Raw genomic sequence first — 20,925 nt, forward strand, 5'->3', positions numbered from 1 at the left:
TTAGATCCGTTTCACCACCACCGTATACAACCGGAACTTCAAATTCCCTGCCCTGAATCGATACGGATAAATCTCCACTCCAGTGCTCGACAAGCCAGTCACTCAGTTGCTCTTGACGAATCTCTAGGGGATTGAAAACCACCAGAAGATTGTTCATGCCGGGAACGGTTTGCTCGACACCATCTAAACGGCTCAGCAGATCCACCAGGGCAAAGAGACGCCGCTGTATGGAGGAGATGAAGACGGTAGCCGATGGGTCGAATAAGACCGCTCGCGCCCCCGCGCTGTGAAGACGCGGAGGCGCTGAAAGCTCTACAGTCACTCTTGCACCGGAACGGTGTAGTTCAAGATCAGACGACCACCATCTGGATAGATCGTTTGACCAACGATGTAGGAAGCGTCGTCACTTGCCAAGAACGAAGCCACGCTAGCGACTTCAGATGCCTCACCACAACGGCCAATAGGGGTACGGGACAGCACGGTTTTACGTTGCGCCTCATTCGCCATTACGGAGTTCAACACCAGTTCCGTTGCGATAGTGCCTGGGCCGATAGCGTTAACTCGGATGCCGTGCTTGATCAGGCCAACAGCCATTACGGCAGTTAGTTGCTTGATGCCACCCTTGGAAACGGCATAAGCGACCGAGTTCGGGATGGCCAGTTCGGCGTTGATCGACGACATGTTGATAATCGAACCTTGAATACCACGCTCAACCATCACGCGTGCTGCTGCCTGGCCGATCAAGAATGGGGACTTCAAGTTAACGCGTTGAACGCGGTCGAATGCATCTTCTGGGAAATCAACGAAATCAGCTGTGTGGATGATGCCGGCATTGTTCACAACGATATCGATCGAGCCGAATTCATCTACGGCTTTTTGTACAATTGCTGCAGCCAGCTCGGAGCAGATTTCGCTCAGGTCTGCAGCAAACCAAGACGCATTCGCACCCAGCCGTTCGGCCTGTGCGCGGACTTTGTCAGCTTGCACGTCGACCAGAATGACTTTTGCGCCATCCTCAAGGAAGCGCTCCGCGCATGCGAGACCAAGGCCCTGTGCGGCGCCAGTTACCAGTGCGACTTTGCCGGAATGTTTCATAATTGCTCCTAACGATTGGGCTCTTAGGCGTGCCATCTATCCGTCAGAACAGATGGCGAAAGAGCTGATTGCGATTAGGGAACATCTTGCTGCACAGAGCAGCTTTTGACTTGTATCAAGACAGGCAGTCGATTGCGGTTTTTTGCACATGATGCTTGTCCGCAAGCGTAGAGACCTTCCATCGCCCCCTTTGGGGCGTCAGCCTGCATGATGGCGGCAAAAGCACCAAAATTGAGCATTTGGAAGCAGGTGAAACCTGCCCCAGAGAAGATTGACGCGATCAACAACCAGACAAAGAGCAACAATGAAACTTTGTAAGGCGTTTATGACGCAACACCAATCACAGGAGCTCAGACATGGGCAGTGCGTTTATCGCAAGGTGTTGCTTTGCAACAACACCTCACGAAACAAGTAGCTACGCACTCACTTTGTGCCCGCCCTCCAGGTAAGCCGCCTTCACCTCTTGGCTACTGGCGAGCTTACTCCCCGTGCCTTCCATGACAATCTCGCCGTGCTGAAGCACATATCCACGGTGAGCAACAGCAAGGGCCTGGGCCGCGTTCTGCTCAACCAGCAAAATGGTCATACCCAGATCCTGGTTCAGTCGCTGAATGATCTGGAACACTTTCTGGATATAAATCGGGGCCAAACCTAGAGAGGGTTCATCGAGGAGTAGTAATTTAGGATGACTCATAAGCGCCCGTGCGATGGCCAGCATCTGCTGCTCACCACCGGAGAGCGTACCCGCAGGCTGGTGAAGGCGCGTCTCCAGGATTGGGAACAGTTCGTACATCCTTTGCAGGTCAGCCGCACGTGTATCCACATTCTCGAACACAGCCCCCATCAGCAGGTTCTCTTCGACTGTCATTCGCAAGAAAATCCGACGCCCTTCGGGAGAAAGTGCGATCCCCATCCGAGAAATTCGGTGAGGTTGCAATCCAACCAACGAGCGTCCTTCGAAGACCACGGATCCCGAGCTTGGCACGGGGCTGCCCAAGAGGCTGGTCATCAGCGTGGACTTTCCTGCTCCATTGGCACCGATCAAGGTGACGATCTCACCCTGATCAATCTGGAGATTGACGCCACGCAGGGCGTGAACGTGGCCGTAATGCACATTCAGTTCATTTACCTCAAGCATCATGCAGCCTCCCCACCCGGCGTCCCAAGGTAGGCAGCAATCACCCTCGGATCCTCCTGGATGGCCTTAGGTGTGCCCTCAGCAATCTTCTTACCATATGATAGAACATAGATATGATTCGAGATATTCATAACAACGCTCATATCATGTTCAATCAAAAGTACGCTGATACCCTGCTCTGCAACAAGTGCTTGCAAACAGTAATTCAGCTCCATTGACTCTTTAGGATTCAACCCCGCAGCAGGCTCATCGAGACATAGAAGAACCGGGTCTGTACATAGCGCACGGACAAGCTCTACTTTTCGCTGTACACCGTAGGACAAAGCACCTGCAGGTTCGTCAGAAAATTTTTCCAACCCCAACGATGCCAGATGTTTATAAGCCTTTTCGACAGCCTCCTCCTCCGCACTGCGATAATTTTTTAGTCCGAGAATGGCGGCCAATGAAAAGACAGAAGCGCTCTGCAGGCTATTGTGTTGTGCGATCAACAAATTCTCCAAGACAGTCATCTTGGGAAAAAGTCTGATATTTTGAAATGTTCGGACAACGCCTCCACGCCTCGTAACATCGATTGTTGAAAGTTTTTCCAGATTCATCTGCCCATGCTGCGGATGGGACATTTGAATACTGCCGGCTGTGGGCTTGTAAAAACCAGTTAGGCAATTGAAGAGTGTCGTCTTACCCGCGCCATTCGGGCCAATTACTGATGTAATCTCTCGGCTTCGAACCTGAAGGCTAAGCCCTTCGATAGCCTTGATACCACCAAACGTCATCCCAAGGGATTGAACATCAAGGAGAACAGAATTCATCGCACCACCTCAGCCGCTTGATGACCGCCTGGTAATGATTTTTTTTCCGGAGTCTGGCCCAAATAATACTCGGTTCACGAGCTGAGAAAATTCCTCCTGGGCGCCACACCATGATGAGCACCATAGCAGCGCCAAAGAGCAACATCCTGTACTCGGTGAAGCTTCGCCCGAATTCTGGCAGCAACACCAAGACCAGAGCAGCAAATACGACACCAAGCTGACTACCCATGCCACCTAACACCACTATTGCCAGAATGATCGCACTTTCGTTGAACGTGAAACTTTCAGGAGAAATGAAGCCTTGACGAGCAGCAAAAAACACACCGGCCAAACCGCCGAGCATTGCACCAAGCGCGAAAGCTGACAGCTTGATATTAGTGACATTTATACCCAAAGCGCGACATGCAATCTCATCTTCTCGCACTGCTTCCCAAGCCCGCCCTGTAGGAACCTTACGCATGCGAAGCACAAGGATATTGGTGATTACAGCCAGAGCAAAGATCAAATAATAGAGAAATATCACTCGATGAGAGCTTGAGTATGCCAGGTCAAAATAACTAGCAAATGAATCACCTGTATTCCCACTAAAACTCAACCCGAACAGAGTGGGCCGATCAATTCCCGAGATGCCGTTTGGGCCTCCCGTTAACTCACCCCAATTAATAAGGACAAGCCGAATAATCTCGCCAAACCCCAATGTTACAATCGCAAGGTAATCTCCACGCAAACGCAATGTTGGATACCCTAACAATATCCCGAATGCGGCAGCAACAACTGCAGCAATAGGCAAGCACAGCCAAAATGACAAACCGAAATAGTGGGACAACAATGCATATGCATATGCACCGACAGCGTAAAACGCTACGTAACCAAGATCTAATAGACCCGCCAGTCCCACTACGATATTCAAACCCCAGCCCAACATTACGTAGATCAAAACGGTGGTCGCTACGTCTACAAAGTAGCGATTCCCAGAAAACAGGATAGGCAAAAATAGCGCTACAAAAAAAATGGCCCACCCTAAAGGGTTCGTAATCTTTTTGGGCTGCCGAAGAGGTCGCCCTGTGGTTGGCTTCTTCCGCCTAATGTGCAAAGACACCATCACTGCCGACTGAGCCAGACGGATGAAAAATATAGCGATGACAACCGCCGCCAGAAGAGACCACCTGGTGTGCACCTCAAGCACACCACCATTATCAGTGGTATACATCCCAATCAGCGGAACGCCTAAAACCGCCCCGATCGCGGACATCTTAAAGGCATCGACTAAATGCCGCCGCAGATTATTTTGTCCGACCATATTCATACCTTTTCTACCTCAGGCCGACCAAGCAGACCATAAGGGCGAACCAAGAGTACGAGAATAAGAATCGCGAACGTTGCGACATCCTTATACTCTGCAGAGAAGTAGGTACCCCAGAAAGACTCGATAAGCCCTATCAGCAAACCTCCAAGGACAGCACCAGGCAAAGATCCGATGCCACCCAGAACCGCAGCCGTGAATGCTTTAATACCAACCAGGAAGCCAATGCTGAAGTCCACTACCCCGTAGTAGATCGTAACCATGACGCCGGCAACAGCTGCCAACCCTGCTCCGATCATGAAAGTGAACGAGATGATTCGATCAACGTTACATCCAAGAAAACTGGTCATTTTGAGATCCTGCTCACAGGCCCGCTGTTGTCGACCGAAGGATGTCTTAGTAATTAACCATGTAAACGCCGCTAGTAATACCGCCGTTACGATCACTATCAGCATCTGGCTATAAGAGATGAACACGCTGTCCGCACCAAGAGGAATTCTCACCCCTCCTGGAATGACGGGCGAAATTGCTTTAACTCGTGCGCCTTGCGTCAACTGGACAAAATTTTGCAAGAAGATAGACATACCAATGGCTGAAATCAACGGAGCCAGCCTTGGTGCTCCTCTCAATGGTCTGTAGGCAGTACGCTCTACCGCCCAACCATATGCGGACGTCAGCAAAATCGACACGATCAGCACACAAAGAATAGCAAGCGGAACAGAGCTAATTCCAAACACAGACAGCAGTGTAAACGCAGCAATCGATATAAATGCTGCGATCATAAAAATATCACCATGAGCGAAATTGATCATGCCGATGATCCCATAAACCATCGTATAGCCAATTGCGATCAAACCATAAACAGCGCCTAGCGTTAGCCCGTTGACTAACTGCTGCAATGCAAGATACATGTTAATCTACTCCAGCTGGACGAATAGCATGCCTGCCTCTTCCTCCCGAAGAGACAGGCTGGGAGGTCAGTTTGCGTAACCGTACTGGCTCCCTGTCCAGCGATAAACCACATAACCAGGCTTGGTAATGTCGCCCTTTTCGTTAAAGCTTAACGGGCCCACTACCGTATCGAAGGTTTTTTTACCCCAAACCTTACGCATGTCATCCAACTGAATAGATCCAGCTTCAGTCGCAGCTTGCGCGAACAACTGGATTGTGGCGTAGGAGTAGAGCGTATAACCTTCTGGCTCGATCTTCGACTTCCGGAACTGCTCAACCACTTCTGAAGCGGCTGGAGAGTTTCGAGGGTCAGGGCCAAAGGTAAACAGTGTGCCATCAGCCGCACTGCCTGCAGCAGTTAGAAGTTCAGAGTTGGTGAGTGTATCTCCACCAATCGTGGTGAGCTTTAAACCGCTTTGCTCTGCTTGCCTAAGGATCATGCCGAGCTCTGCATAGTAGCCCCCAAACGCAAGCACTTCTGCGCCGGCAGCTCGCAGGCGACTGATCAAGGCATTGTAGTCCTTCTCACCTGAAGTAATGGAAGTCTCCAGGACTGTAGATATACCTTTTGCCTTCAACCCCTTAGCGATCTCGTCTGCAAGGCCTTTTCCGTATGCACTTTTGTCGTCTACAACTGCAACCTTTTTCCCCTGAAGGTTTTTAGCTATGTAATCCGCCGCAACTACGCCTTGTTGGTCATCTCGCCCGACAACACGCAGAATATTAATCAACCCCCGCTCCGTAATTTGAGGGTTGGTCGAGATGGTTGCCATGGGAATGCTTTCATCGCCGTATACTTCAGATGCCGGCATTGTCGAACTTGAGCAGTAGTGACCATCAACAAACACTACCCCCTTATTGACGAAGGTGTTTGCCACAGAAACAGCCTGCTTTGGATCACAGACATCGTCACCCACTACAAGCTTCAATTTTTGGCCCAGAACACCTCCACGCGCGTTGATATCGGCAATGGCCATTTCGGCGCCATTGCGCATCTGCTGCCCGCCCGAAGCATATGGCCCGGTCATGGGCCCGGCGACGCCGATAAGGAGATCGGCGCATGCAACTTGCGCACTCAGATAGCTCATAGCGGCGAAGCAGCCGCCCAACACTACGCGATATTGCTTTTTCATAACGCCTTCTCCAGTTGTTTTTTATTCTGGCTGTTTCGTAAGCACAGTGATGTGCTTCGTGGAAACGCGGATCGGCAGTAAATGACTAGCAGCCGGGAGTTGCTCTCACCGACTTATGGGCATTTTTTTATTTGAGGCCCAGCGGTCTCATTCTGCGACCGGCCAACAGGGATGGCTTGATCTTATCGAAGGGTATTTCTGCGGCTTTCTGCACAATTTTTCGACTCTATACCCCCAAATGCCGCTCTTCCCGATATTGAGATGCTCATCCAAGGCAACAGAACGGCTGGCACTTCCGCCTGCCAGGGAACTCGTCTAACGCAAAGTACCGCAAACAAGGACATTCATAACGAGGCACCGGATGGGAGCAACACGCCGCCTGCGGCAAGGCATGGCCGAGACAGGGAAAGCCCCGCGCCTTATAGGTACTCGCATCAAAATAGGTCGACTACCATACTCGACACATGCACCTGGGGAGCGGAGCCGGCACCCAGCAGAAATTGTGCTAAAAACCGCAGGAAATGGCACGCTTCGCTCCAAGACATAGCGCATGGGTAGATGCTTGAATGATCGGGAATCCTGTATCAGCAAGGTCTGACCAAATGAATGTACTCATCGTGTTCGCCCACCCCGAGAAGCAATCCTTCAGTGCAGCACTGAAAAACACTGCCGTTTCAACCTTAACGAAGGCCGGTCACACCGTTTCCGTCTCCGACCTGTACGCCATGGGCTGGCAGGCAGCATTGAGCGCCGACGACTTCATTGGTGAGCACGCAGAACCTAACTACCTGGATCTCTCGCGTGAGCAGGAGCATGCATTTGCCAACAAAACGTTCGCGCAAGTCGTCGCTGATGAACAGGCAAAAGTGGCTGCAGCTGACCTAATCCTTTTCCACTTCCCCGTCTGGTGGTTCTCGATGCCAGCGATCATGAAGGGCTGGGTAGATCGCGTGTTTGCTCGCGGATTTGCCTACAGCACCGGGCACAAGTACGGCAGCGGTCACTTCAAAGGCAAGAAAGCGATGCTATGCCTTACCACTGGCACCGCTTCGACACTCTATGAGCCTAATGGCATCGACGGGGACCTCTATCACGTCCTGTGGCCAATCCATAACGGCCTGCTCGCTTACACTGGTTTTACCGTTCTGCCACCGTTTGCGGCCTGGATGCCAGCTCGCGTGTCCGATGAAGAGCGTCAAGCCTACCTTTCTGGCTACGAGCAGCACCTGCAACAGATCGAGACCCTTGAACCACTGTTCTTCCACGACTGGGAAGATTACGACGAGACTCAGCGCCTCAAGCCTGGAATCGTGGCCAAGTCGGGCGTCCAGTGGAATCCTCGTGCTGATCAGACCCGCATCGAAGCTGCCGATCGCTACACCCGGAGACAGTAATGACTGCTACACCGTTTAAAGAGCTCCACCATGTATGCATCGTCGTAAATGACATGGAGCAAGCCACAGCGTTCTATGAGTCTGTCGGCATTGGCCCTTGGCAAGAGTTTCCATCTCTCACGGTATTCGCTGGAAACCTCCAAGTACCTAATCCCGAGGACTTTGTGAAGCTGCACTACCGGTTCACCAACCTGGCGAATGTGCAATTGCAGCTCTGTGCCCCACCACCTGGTGACACTCCACAACGGCGTTTCTTGGAAACCCATGGCGAAGGTGTTTTCCACCTCGGATTCGTCGTTGATCAGGTCGATCAAGGCGAAGCGGACGGTAAGGCGCTAGGCTTGCTCGCTTTGCTGCGAGGGCGGCTACCCAACGGACACGGTTTCACTTACTTCGATACGATTGATCGAGGCGCGGGAGTTACTCTGCAGGTTCGATCAGCAGCCAAGTAAATAGATTAGCCCTTTCCATAATCTTTAAAGGAAAGGGCAATCTGTCCTTTCCCTTTCCATTATCCTCCCAGCTTTTACCTGCAGTATTTTCTGACTTCCATAATTCACTCCAGGTGATGCTTTACCAACATATCAACAAGGTCTCGTACAAATGCCGGCTGAGAGCTCAGCTCTTTGACCAGTATGCTTCTCTCCCTCACCGCCCAAGCTTCTTGCAGTTGAACTGTAACCATGACGCCCTCAGCAACACTCCGACGAGTGGCTGACTCGGGCATTACACTGACACCAACATTCGCACTAACCATGCGACATACGGACTCAAAATTAGTTAATTGGATCCGCCAGTCAAGCTTCCGACCCAACTTCTGCGCTTGATCCGCCAGAAAACTATGCAGGGTCGACCCTTCTTGCAATCCGATGTGTCTGTACGAACAAGTCTCACCCAGTGTAATAGTTGTTCGATTTGCGAGTTCGTGCCCAGCAGGCACTGCGAGCACCAGTTTATCGGTGCTGAAATGCACAATATCGATATCAGGAACCTGGACGGGCCCAGCAATAATTCCCATATCCGCAGCCCCCTCCACTACTCCGCGCACGATTTCCACTGAGGGACGCTCTTGTAAGTCGACCGTCAACGCGGGGCGACCTGACAGAAAACCTGCCAATACTTCAGGCAGAAAATCAGTGACCGCTGTGGTATTGGCGAATATCCGGACATGACCGGAGTCCTGGCCATCATTCGTAGAGAAGTCCGACTTCAAACGCTCAACATCTCGAAGCACGATCCTCGCATGCTTCATCAACTTTTTCCCCGAATCGGTTATCACTACACCTTTTCGATCACGGTAAAAAAGCTGTGTACCCAGTTGCTCTTCCAGGGCTTTGATTCTCATGCTAGCAGCTGCTGGCGAAATAAATGCTCGCCTTGCGCCCTTCGTCAAACTAGACGCTTCAGCAACACTGATGAAAAGTCGAAGATCTGTGAGGTCGAGATGGATCATCATGGGAGCCCTACAACGATTTACGTTCAGCCCAGCTTAATAGGGGCTTCAGTAAAATATTATTCCCAACCACCCTCAATGTCACGCAGTATTGAGCCATAAAACCAAATACAAAGGGCTCACCAAAATGTGCTCCATGCCAGTTACCGCCGATGTTGAATTGCCCCCAGATGAAGTGCTTACTGATTACATCGGCGGCTCACTTCTAACTCGTATCGCAGCCACTTTCGGCCTCCCTGTTCCTGCGGACGGCACACCACTCCCCCATCTTTGGCACTGGTGTTTTTTCCAGCGGCCTGTCTGGGAGGAAGACCTCGGATCTGACGGTCATCCTGTCCGAAACACTCATGTTAGACCGGTTCCAGGCCGCAGTCGGATGTGGGCCGGTGGTCGCCTTGAGTTCCTGAACCCCATCTTCGTAGGCTCCCGGGCCTCTCGGCAGTCACGCATCATTGGCATCAAAGAAACGTCAGGAACCACAGGCACTTTGACTTTTTACAAAGTTGAACACTTGATATCTCAAGGCGGAAAAATCTGTATCCGCGAGCAACAAGATATCGTTTACAAAGACCCAACTACGCCTCGTCTGTCGAGCCCACTACCAGCACTTACCCCACAATGGTCTGAGGGCATCACTGCCTCCACAATCCAACTTTTCAGATACTCTGCTGTCACTTTCAACAGCCATAGAATTCATTACGACCATCCTTATTCCAGCAATTCAGAAGGTTACCCTGAGCTCGTCGTTCACGGCCCTCTTATTGCAACCCTAAACCTGGCAGCCTTCGTTAAGACGCATCCTACTGCCAGGATAGAAAGCTTTCAATTCAGGGGGCTAAAGCCTCTGTTTTGCGGCTCCAGCTTCCAAGTACAGGGTTGTATTACTGGGATCGGCGAAGCGAAGCTATGGGCTACTTCAGCAGAAGGCGAAGCACAGTCCGCCGAAATAACTTTCACCTGACCTGACCGTCGCTCCAAAATAAGCACAAGAGGTAAACTAGATGGACAATTACCAAGCAGAGGAACTCACCGCAATTCGCGATGGTGTGCGAGCGCTCTGTTCTGAGTTTCCAGCTGAATACTGGCGAAAAATTGATGATGAGAAAGGCTTTCCAGAGGCTTTTGTTAAAGCCATGACTGAGGCTGGATGGCTTTCTGCGATGATTCCGGAAGAATATGGCGGTTCAGGTCTTGGCCTCTCTGAAGCCTCGGTAATCCTTGAAGAGGTTAATGCCTGCGGTGGTAACTCTGGCACTGTCCATGGCCAGATGTACAATATGTTCACCCTGTTGCGCCATGGCAGCGAGCAGCAGAAAAGCTACTATCTGCCAAAGCTTGCCAGCGGTGAACTTCGTCTCCAATCAATGGGGGTGACAGAACCAACTACAGGCACCGACACAACCAAGATCAAAACAACCGCTATCCGCGATGGTGACCATTACGTCATCAATGGGCAAAAGGTTTGGATCTCTCGCATTCAGCATTCTGACCTCATGATCCTCCTGGCCAGAACAACGCCCCTGGCTGAGGTAAAGAAAAAGTCTGAAGGCATGTCCATCTTCTTGGTCGATCTGCGCGAGGCTATTGGGAACGGTCTGACTGTTCAACCAATCTCCAACATGGTTAACCACGAAACAAACGAGCTTTTCTTCGACAACCTACGAATTCCTGCCTCAAGCTTGATTGGCGAAGAAGGGAAAGGTTTCCGTTACATCCTCGACGGTCTCAACGCTGAGCGTACCCTGATCGCTGCGGAATGTATCGGTGATGGCCGCTGGTTCATTGAGAAAGCCAGCAGCTACGCACGAGACCGCGTCGTATTTGGTCGCCCGATTGGTCAGAACCAGGGCGTTCAATTCCCGATTGCTGAAGCTCACATCGAGATCGAAGCAGCCAATCTGATGCGCTGGAAAGCATGCGAGGAATATGACGCAGGTCGTAACGCCGGCGCTGCAGCCAACATGGCCAAATATTTGGCTGCGAAGGCGAGCTGGGAAGCAGCCAATGCCTGCCTCCAAACGCACGGCGGGTTCGGTTTTGCTTGCGAATACGACGTCGAGCGTAAGTTCCGTGAGACTCGGCTGTATCAAGTTGCCCCTATCTCCACCAACTTGATCCTTTCGTATGTGGCAGAGCACCTGCTTGAACTTCCTCGCAGCTTCTAAAGGGACAGCGATAATGAGCCACACTGAACAATTGGCCGACTTCCTGGCCAACCTCAGCTACGAACAAATCCCGGCTAGCACCGTCAGTCGCACGGAAGACCTCTTCCTAGACTGGCTGGGTTCTGCCTTGGCAAGCGGCACTTCTCATCCAATTCCACTGTTTGCGAATTATGCCGACCTCATGGGCCCCTCGGCTGGTTCAGCCGGGATCCTCGTCAACGGCAAGAAAACCAGTCCCTATTTCGCAGCCTTGGTGAACGGCGCGTCCTCTCACTTGGTTGAGCAGGATGACCTTCATAACAGCTCCGTTCTCCACCCTGCCACTGTAGTGTTCCCTGCCGCCTTGGCAGCGGCAGAAGACCTGAAAAGCTCTGGCCAGGCGTTCATCGTTGCATCCGTCGCCGGCTATGAAGCAGGCATTCGTATTGGCGAGTTCCTGGGTCGCAGTCACTATCGAATCTTCCATACCACCGCCACGGTGGGAACGCTTGCAGCAGCAGTTGCAGTAGGGAAGCTGCTCGGCTTCGATCGAGAGCAGTTCATAAACCTGCTGGGTACTGCGGGCACTCAGGCAGCAGGCCTCTGGGAGTTCCTGCGCGATGCGGCAGACTCTAAGCAACTGCACACCGCCAAGGCTGCTGCAGATGGCCTTCTGGCTGCATACCTGACACGGGATGGCCTCACTGGTGCACGCAACATCCTCGAAGGTGACCAGGGCATGGCTGCCGGTATGTCTTCTGACGCCGCACCGCAATGGCTGAGCGATCGACTCGGCACTCGTTGGGCACTTGAGGAAACGTCGTTCAAGTTCCATGCCTCTTGCCGCCACACGCACCCTGCTGCAGATGCCCTGCTCGAACTGATGCAGCGGGAAAACCTGAAGCATGACGACGTGGAAAGCGTAGTCACTCATGTGCACCAGGCAGCGATCGACGTACTCGGTCGCGTCGTTGAACCACAAACAGTGCACCAGGCGAAGTTCTCGATGGGCACAGTGCTTGGGCTCATTGCTGTTCACGGAAATGCAGGGCTGATTGAGTTCCGTGACCTGGCCTTGGTCGACCCCAATGTAGCGCGATTCCGCCAAAGGGTGTCGATGCAATTGGACTCCAAGGTAGACAGCGCATACCCGGCGCGCTGGCTGGGTCGCGTGACTGTTCTGACTAAGGATGGACGCACCATTGAGGGATCAATCGATGAACCCAAAGGTGACCCAGGAAACACGCTGAGTCGACCAGAGCTGGAAGATAAATTCCGCAGACTCGTCGCTTTTGCCGATGCTCGATCCGCTGATCACACCGAAAAGCTCATTGCGGGTTCTTGGCAGCTCCATAAAGCACAGAACCTCAGCGCGTTTACGGAGTAATCCATGAACAGTCCTAATGCTCAACGTCCGTTGGATGGCGTAACCGTTATCAGCTTGGAACACGCAATAGCGGCTCCATTCTGCACTCGCCAGCTTGCTGATCTCGGTGCCAGGGTCATCAAGGTTGAGAGACCAGGCTCCGGAGACTTTGCACGTGGTTACGACACCCGTACCAAAGGACTTGCATCGCATTTTGTGTGGGCAAACCGCTCCAAGGAGAGTTTGGCCTTAGACCTCAAAGAGGAAGGGGCAAAGTCTGTCCTGTTCCAACTGCTAGAAAAGGCCGATGTGCTGGTGCAAAACCTCGCGCCCGGCGCCGCAAGTCGCATGGGGCTGTCCTATGAGGCATTGCGCCACCGCTTCCCCCGCCTAATAGTCTGCGACATCTCAGGCTATGGGGAGGGTGGGCCTTACGAGCAGAAGAAAGCCTATGACCTACTGATCCAGAGCGAAGCAGGTTTCCTGTCTGTAACCGGTGGCGAGGGTGAGGATGAGCTGGCCAAAGCTGGATGTTCGATTGCCGACATCGCAGCAGGTATGTATGGCTACACCTCAATTCTCTCCGCACTCTTGTTGCGAGAGCGTACTGGTGAAGGTTCGCGGATCGAGATCTCCATGCTGGAGTCGCTGGCCGAATGGATGGGATACCCCCTTTACTACGCCTACGATGGGGCTCCTGCACCCCAACGTGCCGGCGCCTCCCATGCGACTATTTACCCATACGGCCCCTTCCCAACCGGTGAAGGTTCAACTGTGATGCTCGGGCTGCAGAACGAGCGAGAGTGGGCGGTCTTCTGCGATTCGGTTCTACAGCAGCCGGAACTGAAGCAAGATCCACGTTACGGAGCGAACTATAAACGCTCCGAAAATCGCGAAAGCCTCCGGGCCAATATTTGCGAGGTGTTTGCGACCCTGGGTCGTGAAGAAGTTGTGCGTCGCCTGGACGATGCCGGAATCGCGAATGCTACGGTCAACGACATGAAAGCGGTGTGGAATCATCCGCAGCTCAAAGCTCGCGACCGCTGGGTGGAAATCCAAAGCCCTGCTGGCCCACTACCGGCGCTGTTACCTCCGGGCAGGACGAATGCCTACCAACCGCGTATGGACGCTGTACCGGCCCTGGGTGAGCACACGGCATCAATCCTGGCTGAGCTCGGGGTCGAACAGAAAGTGATTGGTTCTCCCCGCGAAGGAGAAACAGCATGACGTATGGTCTCCCATCGCAGATCCGCTCGGCACTTTTCGTTCCTGGAAGCCGTCCAGATCGTTTTGAGAAAGCTTTCGCCTCCGGCGCAGACTGCATCATCATTGACCTTGAAGATGCAGTCGAAGAAGAAGCAAAGGAAAGGGCCAGGCAAAACATTGATGTTTTCCTAACTCAATCGCCTAAGTCTCGTATCGTCCTGAGATGTAATGGCCTGCAACACTCGGCCTTTAAGGGTGACCTCGAGTTGCTGGCCCACCATACAGGTGTCGCAGCAATAATGCTGCCTAAGACCGAAACGCGAAATGACGTTGAAGCGGTAGCAGAGTTTGGAAAACCCGTTTGGGGTCTGATTGAGAGTGCGAAAGGTCTCGCAAACCTACGTGAGATAGCCAGCACTCGCGGTATTGAAAGGCTTACCTTTGGCGCCCTTGATCTCGCTGTAGATCTCGGTCTCGGTAACGATGAAGCTGGACGTAACAAAGTCTTCGACTTTGTTCGATATACCTTGGTCGTTGAAAGCCGCAACGCGGGATTAAAAAGACCGTTAGACACGGTTTGCGCCGACACTCAAGAAGGCGGACAGTTCAGGTATCACGCTCTGAATGCCAGGCATATGGGGTTGGAGGGAGTTCTTTGCATCCACCCCAAGCAGATTGGACAAGTAAGGAAAGTTTTTGAAAGGTCGACGTCAGAGATTGAGTGGGCCAAACGAGTGTTGGAAGCAGCAAAAACTCAGCCAGGCGCATTCTCCCTCGACGGCCAGATGGTCGATGCACCAGTCATTGCAGCAGCGAGGCAACTATTACAGCATCAGCTATAAACACCACCAACCCTTGATGTAACTGGCTACCACGGGTGAGCCGATGAAAAACAAAAAGAAAAAGAGCTGCATCAAAATGAAAAAATTCGTTAAGTTTTTGATTACTGGACTGTCTAAGCTGCCTGCTTTCGCGTAGGCAACCATTAAATAAAACGTGGAGTACACCATGAGCATCAATTGGCCAGAACAAATATTCTCGGAGTTTAAAGCGCTTGGCGTTAAGCAAGTTGCGTATGTACCAGATGCAGGCCACGCCAAACTGATTCGCATGTGCGATGAGGATCCTGAAATTCATTCGGTTTCCCTGACAACCGAAGAAGAAGGTATTGCACAACTGGGCGGTGCCTGGATCGGTGGCCAACGTGGCGTCCTGTTAATTCAATCAAGCGGTGTAGGCAACTGCATCAACATGCTTTCTCTTCAGCATGAGACTCGTATGCCTCTATTCATGATCGTCACCATGCGTGGTGAATGGGGTGAGTTCAATCCTTGGCAGGTGGCCATGGGAAAATCGACTCAAGCCGTACTCGAGGACTCTGGTGTCCATGTGTATCGCGCCGACTCTCCAGAAGAAGTTCATCCCAACATCACTGCTGGTGCCCGCTTTGCCTATCAAACTGGCCGCATGGTTGCAGTGTTGATCGCGCAGCGTGTGATCGGAACTAAAAACTTTAACAAGTGAGAGAAGTCATGACCTACTCGAACGATATCAAACCGACGCTCCGTCGCCGGCAAGTGGTTGCCAAGATCCTGAACAATCGCAAAGACTCCTTTGCCATTACCAGCTTGGGCAACCCAACCTTCGATGTGGCGGCGGCGGGTGATTGCCCACAGAACTTCTACCTCTGGGGTGCCATGGGTGGCGCTGCAATGTTCGGACTCGGCCTAGCTCTCTCGCAGCCGACTCGTCGCACCTTCGTCTTTGTAGGCGATGGCGAAATGATGATGGGACTGGGCTCACTCGCGACAGTGGCATGCCAGAATCCTAAGAACCTGACCATCGTCGTCATCGACAATGAGCACTACGCTGAGACGGGTATGCAACCGGCTCACGCGGGCAAGGGCGTGAACATCAGCGCAATCGCTAAAGCAGCCGGCATCGAGGCCAGCCTGATCGTTCGAACCGACGAAGAACTCGATGCCTCGCTGGACACCCTTTACCAGCACAATGGCCCCGTCCTGGTGGTGATTAAAGTGACCACTGATCCGGAGCCAACTGCCCTGCCTCCGCGTGACGGGCCTTACCTGCGCAGCCGTTTCAGAACAGCTGTGCTGGGCGATGACGCTCACCGCTGATTCCTAAAACAAGGCTCCTCTTAGCATCCGCTGAGGGGAGCGTTCGCCGTTTAAGGATTCTCCGATCAAGTTACCCACCAGCCGCAAATGGACGGCTTGGAGATGCCGAAAACCCCGATTTTCAGCCGCTGATTATTGGAAAACCAAGGCATAGCCTTGGTTTTCTGCCCTCACGGGCGCACCTCTCCCGCAGCAGGCAATAATTGCCGGCGCACCATCCACAGATTCGACAGCGCGAACAGTGTGGTCAATTGTGCCGTATTCTTGGCCAGGCCACGGAAGCGGGTCTTCACATAACCGAACTGACGCTTGATCACCCGAAACGGATGTTCGACCTTCGCACGTACCTGGGCTTTGGCCTTCTCGATCTTGCGCCTGGCCTTGTACAGCGCACTGCGTTTGCTCAAATGCTTGTAGGTGCTGCGTCGCGCAGCGATCTGCCAGATCACTTGCCGACCGTCGTGCTCAGGCCGTTTCTCTACGCCGGTGTAACCGGCGTCAGCACAGACAACGTTCTCGCCACCGTGCAACAGATGGGCAACTTCCGTCACGTCAGCCACGTTGGCGGCTGTGCCATGGACATGATGTACCAGGCCCGATTCTGCGTCGGCTCCGATATGCGCTTTCATGCCGAAGATGTACTGGTTGCCTTTCTTCGTCTGGTGCATTTCAGGATCGCGTTTGCCTTCCTTGTTCTTGGTCGAACTGGGTGCGTGGATGATAGTAACGTCGACAATGGTGCCCTGGCGCAACGACAGGCCCTTGTCTCCCAGATAATTGTTTATGGCTTCCAAAATGCCCGCCGCCAACTGATGCTTCTCCAGCAGGTGCCGGAAGTTCATGATCGTCGTGTCTTCGGGGATCGGAGCGCTGAGCGTCAGACGAGCAAACTGGCGCATCGAAGTAATCTCGTACAGCGCCTCTTCCATGGCTGGATCACTCAACGAGAACCAGTTCTGCAACAGGTGAATGCGCAGCATGGTTTCCAGTGGATACGGCTTGCGGCCACCGCCAGCCTTAGGGTAATGCGGCTCGATCAACGCCACCAACCCGCTCCACGGCACCACCTGTTCCATCTCGGCCAGGAAACGCTCGCGACGGGTTTACTTGCGCTTACCGGCGTACTCGAAATCGGAAAAGCTCATCTGGCTCATGGGATGGCGGGCTTGTAGAGGGCAGTTGGACGGAGGGCTATTTCAGCACAGGTCAGATGGCCTGTGCTGACTTGATCGGAGAATCCCTAAGGAAGCAATGAGATGAGGAAGTATTTCGTTACGTAGAGATTGACCAGGAACAGGTCGCACGCGCCTGTTACCTATAGTCCAGCCTCTACGGGTGTGGCTCATGTACTACTTGGTGTGCTTGCCGCTGCAGGGGGGGCGGGAGCACACGTGTCGCCCCGCAGTTAAAACGTATTCGCTCTAGGCTCTGTACGAAATGTATTCAAGCGAACGCCAAACCAGGTGGTAACACTCGAAGGCCAAGCAAGACAACGACAGTGGAAGGCCATCTGGCACCGGTGGTCTGTAGAGTACGATAAACCCAACGGCAGCCAGCACATCGCATCAAGGCCCCAAAGCTTAAAAGTGAGAGGCCGTTCGGCAGAAAATTCCAACAAGGCGCACTGAAAGCCAGCGCCCAAAGTATGGGCTAGGGTATGGGCTAGAAACGAGCAGGCACAAAAAAGCCCTGATAAATCAGGGCTTTAATGAGAATTAGTGGCGGAAGCGTAGAGATTCGAACTCTAGGATAGTTGCCCATCGACGGTTTTCAAGACCGTTGCCTTAAACCACTCGGCCACGCTTCCAGCTCGTTTTGCGGCCGCCATAATACCTTAATGAAACACGCTGTCAAACTCTCTGTGTCGCGGGTTGCAGTAGCAATGGTAGACTCCTAGCATCTGAACGTCCGAAACCACAGGTTTACCAAGGAGTGTCGCCATGCGCGAACAGGATTACGCCGTCCACCACGGCCAGCAGGTCGAGCAGCAGGAGATCAGCAAGGTCCTGCGCAACACGTACAGCCTGCTGGCGCTTACTCTCGCCTTCAGCGGTGTCATGGCTTTCGTTGCCCAGCAGATGCGCGTCGGCTACCCGAACGTGTTCGTGGTGCTGATCGGCTTCTACGGGCTGTTCTTCCTTACCAACAAACTGCGTGATTCGGCCTGGGGCCTGGTGTCCACCTTCGCGCTTACCGGCTTCATGGGCTTCATCCTCGGCCCGATCCTCAACCGTTACCTGGGCATGGCCGGTGGCGCCGAGGTAGTGAGCTCCGCGTTCGCCATGACTGCGCTGGTATTTGGTGGTCTGTCGGCCTACGTGCTGATCACCCGCAAGGACATGAGCTTCCTCAGCGGCTTCATCACTGCAGGTTTCTTCGTTCTGCTGGGTGCTGTCGTTGCCAGCTTCTTCTTCCAGATCAGCGGCCTGCAACTGGCAATCAGCGCTGGCTTCGTGCTGTTCTCGTCGGTCTGCATCCTGTTCCAGACCAGCGCGATCATTCATGGCGGCGAGCGTAACTACATCATGGCGACCATCAGCCTGTATGTGTCGATCTACAACCTGTTTGTCAGCCTGCTGCAGTTGTTTGGCATCATGGGTCGTGATGACTGATTGATTGCTGTGCCGCAAGAAGCCCGCTTAGGCGGGCTTTTTTGTAGGCGCTGGAAATGGGGCGGGCTGCGGGATGTTCGTCGGAAGAGGTTCAGCGCCTGATAGATCGAGCGGCGCCCGCGCAGCGCATCGCGAGCAAGCTCGCTCCTACATCAGTTTCGAGCCAACTATTCCTGCAATCACAATAACTGACCAAAAAGTCAGATAACCAGGCAAATGGTCGCCGATCATGCCGCCATCCTGCTTTTCTCTACCGCTATCTTTCATCACCCCGTAGAATGCGCTCCTTTTTTCTTCCGGGGCGGCTTTCAGCAATGAGCTCACACGAACACAGCCCAGGCGCAGCGGCGCCTGCCAATGAACTGGTGCTTGGTCTGGAGGACAAGCCACGGCTGTTGATCGGCCTGTTGGCAGCCCTGCAGCACCTGCTGGCGATCATCGTACCTATCGTCACCCCTGGCCTGCTGATCTGCCAGGCGCTGGGCGTATCTGCACGTGATACCAATCTGATCGTTTCGATGTCGCTGGTGATCTCGGGTATCGCCACCTTCGTCCAGTGCAAACGCTTCGGCCCATTTGGCGCGGGGCTGCTGATCGTTCAGGGCACCAGCTTCAACTTCGTCGGCCCGCTGATTGCCGGTGGTGCGCTGATGGTCAAGCAAGGCACGCCGGTCGAGGGCGTAATGGCAGCCATTTTTGGCGTAGTAATCGCAGGCTCGTTCGTCGAGATGGGCGTGTCGCGCATCCTGCCCTTCGTCAAACGCCTGATCACCCCGCTGGTGACTGGCATCGTGGTGTTGATGATCGGCCTGACACTGATCAAGGTCGGCCTGATCAGCATGGGAGGCGGCTTTGGTGCCATGGCCAATGGCACCTTTGCCAATGGCGAAAACCTGCTGATGTCGGGCGTGGTACTGGCGATCATCGTCGTTCTCAACCGTATCCCGGTGGTGTGGATGCGCAGCTGCGCCATCGTCATCGCCCTCGCGGTCGGCTATGCGCTGGCCGGTTTCCTGGGCCGCCTGGACTTTACCGGCATGCACGAGGCCGCGCTGTTCCAGGTGCCGACACCGCTGCACTTTGGCCTGGGCTTCTCGTGGGCGCTGTTCATTCCGATGCTGGTGATCTACCTGGTCACTTCGCTGGAAGCCATCGGTGACGTTACCGCCACCAGCAAGGTGTCGCGCCAGCCGGTCGAAGGGCCGGTGTGGATGCAGCGGATCAAGGGGGGCGTGCTGGTCAACGGCGCCAACTCGCTGCTGGCCGGTCTGTTCAACACCTTCCCTAGCTCGATCTTTGCCCAGAACAACGGGGTGATTCAGCTGACCGGTATTGCCAGCCGTCATATCGGTATGTGGATTGCCGTAATGCTGGTGTTGCTGGGTCTGTTCCCGAGTGTTGCCGGGGTGATTCAGGCCGTGCCGGAGCCGGTGCTGGGCGGCGCGGCGATGGTCATGTTTGGCGCGGTTGCGGCGTCGGGTATCAATATTCTGGCCAGCACCCGGCTGGACCGTCGGGCGCTGCTGATTATTGCGGTGTCGTTGGCGCTGGGGCTGGGCGTGGCGCAGGTGCCGGAATTCCTGGCGCACATGCCGGCGGCGATTCGCAACGTGCTGGAGTCGGGCGTGGCTACCGGGGGGATTTGTGCGCTGGTGCTGAACTGGTTCTTGCCGGAGGGCAAGGAGCAGGCTTGAACCTGGCGTTTGAATGAAAAGCCCGCGCCCGCTTGCACAAGCGGGTGCGGGCTTTTTTGCTTTATCATGGCACCATTCCTTTGCATGAGTTAGCCATGAAATTCGCTATCGCGGTGTTCTCCCCGGCCCATGCGCCCTCTTCGCGACGCGCCCTGCGCTTCGCCGAGGCGGTGCTGGCCGGCGGGCATGAGATTGCCAGACTGTTCTTCTATCAGGACGGGGTGCACAGTGCCTCGGCCAACGTCGTCGCCCCCCAGGACGAACTGGACGTGGCTGGCCAGTGGCGCACGTTCATACAGACCCATCAGCTGGACGCCGTGGTGTGTATCGCCGCCGCCCTGCGCCGTGGCGTGCTCGACGAAGCCGAGGCCAACCGCTACCAGCGCCCGGCCGTGAACCTGCCCAAGCCCTGGGAACTGTCGGGGCTGGGCCAACTGCACGAGGCCGCGCAAGTGGCCGATCGTCTTGTCTGCTTCGGAGGCGACTGAT

At 53.9% G+C, this 20,925-nt stretch carries 22 protein-coding genes and 1 tRNA gene; 12 read left to right on the top strand and 11 right to left on the bottom strand.

Features of this window, described 5'->3' with window-relative positions; all coding sequences use genetic code 11:
• The 7 genes from BJQ17_RS30375 to BJQ17_RS22325 form a co-directional block, all read right to left on the bottom strand.
• Window positions 1–322 (bottom strand): carboxyltransferase domain-containing protein (locus BJQ17_RS30375; protein ID WP_139139807.1); only part of this gene is annotated, 322 nt, incomplete at its 3' end.
• Complete coding sequence (locus tag BJQ17_RS22300) at window positions 319–1,095, bottom strand: SDR family NAD(P)-dependent oxidoreductase (RefSeq protein ID WP_070096662.1); 777 nt, start codon at window positions 1,093–1,095, stop codon at window positions 319–321. The genes BJQ17_RS30375 and BJQ17_RS22300, both read right to left, overlap by 4 nt.
• A gap of 415 nt (window positions 1,096–1,510) precedes the next feature.
• Complete coding sequence (locus BJQ17_RS22305; RefSeq protein WP_070096677.1) at window positions 1,511–2,233, bottom strand: ABC transporter ATP-binding protein; 723 nt, start codon at window positions 2,231–2,233, stop codon at window positions 1,511–1,513.
• Entirely contained in the window at window positions 2,233–3,042 is an 810-nt protein-coding gene (locus tag BJQ17_RS22310) for an ABC transporter ATP-binding protein (RefSeq protein ID WP_070096663.1), read from the bottom strand. Before BJQ17_RS22310 ends, BJQ17_RS22305 begins: the two co-directional genes overlap by 1 nt.
• Complete coding sequence (gene livM / locus BJQ17_RS22315) at window positions 3,023–4,324, bottom strand: high-affinity branched-chain amino acid ABC transporter permease LivM (protein WP_375731041.1); 1,302 nt, start codon at window positions 4,322–4,324, stop codon at window positions 3,023–3,025. The genes BJQ17_RS22310 and livM overlap by 20 nt, the downstream gene beginning before the upstream one ends.
• A 20-nt stretch (window positions 4,325–4,344) precedes the next feature.
• The gene (locus BJQ17_RS22320; protein WP_070096665.1) at window positions 4,345–5,256 is read right to left on the bottom strand and encodes a branched-chain amino acid ABC transporter permease LivH; all 912 of its coding nucleotides are present in this window, start codon (window positions 5,254–5,256) and stop codon (window positions 4,345–4,347) included.
• Between the two features lie 66 nt (window positions 5,257–5,322).
• The gene (locus BJQ17_RS22325) at window positions 5,323–6,429 is read right to left on the bottom strand and encodes a branched-chain amino acid ABC transporter substrate-binding protein (protein ID WP_083285095.1); all 1,107 of its coding nucleotides are present in this window, start codon (window positions 6,427–6,429) and stop codon (window positions 5,323–5,325) included.
• 602 nt (window positions 6,430–7,031) lie between these two features.
• On the opposite strand from BJQ17_RS22325, the gene BJQ17_RS22330 reads away from it, so the two are divergent.
• Both BJQ17_RS22330 and BJQ17_RS22335 read left to right on the top strand, forming a co-directional pair.
• A complete protein-coding gene (locus tag BJQ17_RS22330; RefSeq protein WP_060517083.1) occupies window positions 7,032–7,823 on the top strand; it encodes an NAD(P)H-dependent oxidoreductase in 792 nt (263 codons plus the stop codon).
• A complete protein-coding gene (locus BJQ17_RS22335; RefSeq protein ID WP_060517081.1) occupies window positions 7,823–8,275 on the top strand; it encodes a VOC family protein in 453 nt (150 codons plus the stop codon). Before BJQ17_RS22330 ends, BJQ17_RS22335 begins: the two co-directional genes overlap by 1 nt.
• 104 nt (window positions 8,276–8,379) lie before the next feature.
• Here BJQ17_RS22335 and BJQ17_RS22340 read toward each other — a convergent pair whose 3' ends face one another.
• Window positions 8,380–9,273 (bottom strand): LysR substrate-binding domain-containing protein, encoded by an 894-nt coding sequence (locus BJQ17_RS22340; protein ID WP_060517171.1) that lies wholly within the window; start codon window positions 9,271–9,273, stop codon window positions 8,380–8,382.
• Between the two features lie 139 nt (window positions 9,274–9,412).
• On the opposite strand from BJQ17_RS22340, the gene BJQ17_RS30380 reads away from it, so the two are divergent.
• The 7 genes from BJQ17_RS30380 (at window position 9,413) to BJQ17_RS22375 (ending at window position 16,130) form a co-directional block, all read left to right on the top strand.
• Window positions 9,413–10,237: a transposase gene (locus tag BJQ17_RS30380; RefSeq protein WP_083285096.1), complete on the top strand. Its 825-nt coding sequence runs from the start codon at window positions 9,413–9,415 to the stop codon at window positions 10,235–10,237.
• A 40-nt stretch (window positions 10,238–10,277) separates the two neighbouring features.
• Window positions 10,278–11,441, top strand: a complete 1,164-nt coding sequence (locus tag BJQ17_RS22345; protein WP_070096666.1) for an acyl-CoA dehydrogenase family protein — start codon at window positions 10,278–10,280, stop codon at window positions 11,439–11,441.
• A gap of 13 nt (window positions 11,442–11,454) precedes the next feature.
• A complete protein-coding gene (locus tag BJQ17_RS22350; RefSeq protein ID WP_070096667.1) occupies window positions 11,455–12,807 on the top strand; it encodes an MmgE/PrpD family protein in 1,353 nt (450 codons plus the stop codon).
• 3 nt (window positions 12,808–12,810) lie between these two features.
• The gene (locus tag BJQ17_RS22355; RefSeq protein ID WP_070096668.1) at window positions 12,811–14,013 is read left to right on the top strand and encodes a CaiB/BaiF CoA-transferase family protein; all 1,203 of its coding nucleotides are present in this window, start codon (window positions 12,811–12,813) and stop codon (window positions 14,011–14,013) included.
• Complete coding sequence (locus tag BJQ17_RS22360; RefSeq protein WP_070096669.1) at window positions 14,010–14,834, top strand: CoA ester lyase; 825 nt, start codon at window positions 14,010–14,012, stop codon at window positions 14,832–14,834. The genes BJQ17_RS22355 and BJQ17_RS22360 overlap by 4 nt, the downstream gene beginning before the upstream one ends.
• A gap of 166 nt (window positions 14,835–15,000) precedes the next feature.
• On the top strand, window positions 15,001–15,516 hold the full coding sequence (locus tag BJQ17_RS22370; RefSeq protein WP_070096670.1) for a thiamine pyrophosphate-binding protein: 516 nt from the start codon (window positions 15,001–15,003) through the stop codon (window positions 15,514–15,516).
• Between the two features lie 8 nt (window positions 15,517–15,524).
• Window positions 15,525–16,130, top strand: coding sequence for a thiamine pyrophosphate-dependent enzyme (locus BJQ17_RS22375; RefSeq protein WP_070096671.1), 606 nt, complete (start codon window positions 15,525–15,527; stop codon window positions 16,128–16,130).
• A gap of 170 nt (window positions 16,131–16,300) precedes the next feature.
• On the opposite strand, the gene BJQ17_RS22380 is transcribed toward BJQ17_RS22375, so the two are convergent.
• Window positions 16,301–17,215, bottom strand: coding sequence for an IS5 family transposase (locus BJQ17_RS22380; RefSeq protein ID WP_232732566.1), 915 nt, complete (start codon window positions 17,213–17,215; stop codon window positions 16,301–16,303).
• A 634-nt stretch (window positions 17,216–17,849) separates the two neighbouring features.
• Window positions 17,850–17,937 (bottom strand) — tRNA-Ser (locus tag BJQ17_RS22385).
• Window positions 17,938–18,070: 133 nt separating this feature from the next.
• On the opposite strand from BJQ17_RS22385, the gene BJQ17_RS22390 reads away from it, so the two are divergent.
• Window positions 18,071–18,742, top strand: a complete 672-nt coding sequence (locus tag BJQ17_RS22390) for a Bax inhibitor-1/YccA family protein (RefSeq protein ID WP_003251184.1) — start codon at window positions 18,071–18,073, stop codon at window positions 18,740–18,742.
• 147 nt (window positions 18,743–18,889) lie between these two features.
• Here BJQ17_RS22390 and BJQ17_RS31780 read toward each other — a convergent pair whose 3' ends face one another.
• Window positions 18,890–19,066: a hypothetical protein gene (locus tag BJQ17_RS31780; RefSeq protein WP_162996115.1), complete on the bottom strand. Its 177-nt coding sequence runs from the start codon at window positions 19,064–19,066 to the stop codon at window positions 18,890–18,892.
• Between BJQ17_RS31780 and BJQ17_RS22395 the strand changes: the two genes are divergently transcribed.
• Entirely contained in the window at window positions 19,057–20,436 is a 1,380-nt protein-coding gene (locus BJQ17_RS22395) for a nucleobase:cation symporter-2 family protein (RefSeq protein ID WP_003251186.1), read from the top strand. The genes BJQ17_RS31780 and BJQ17_RS22395 overlap by 10 nt on opposite strands.
• A gap of 95 nt (window positions 20,437–20,531) precedes the next feature.
• Window positions 20,532–20,924, top strand: coding sequence for a sulfurtransferase complex subunit TusD (gene tusD, locus BJQ17_RS22400; protein WP_003251188.1), 393 nt, complete (start codon window positions 20,532–20,534; stop codon window positions 20,922–20,924).
• The last annotated feature ends 1 nt before the right edge of the window (window position 20,925 follow it).

Source organism: Pseudomonas sp. NBRC 111139 (genome assembly GCF_001753955.1).
In the GTDB taxonomy this organism is placed as follows: domain Bacteria; phylum Pseudomonadota; class Gammaproteobacteria; order Pseudomonadales; family Pseudomonadaceae; genus Aquipseudomonas; species Aquipseudomonas alloputida.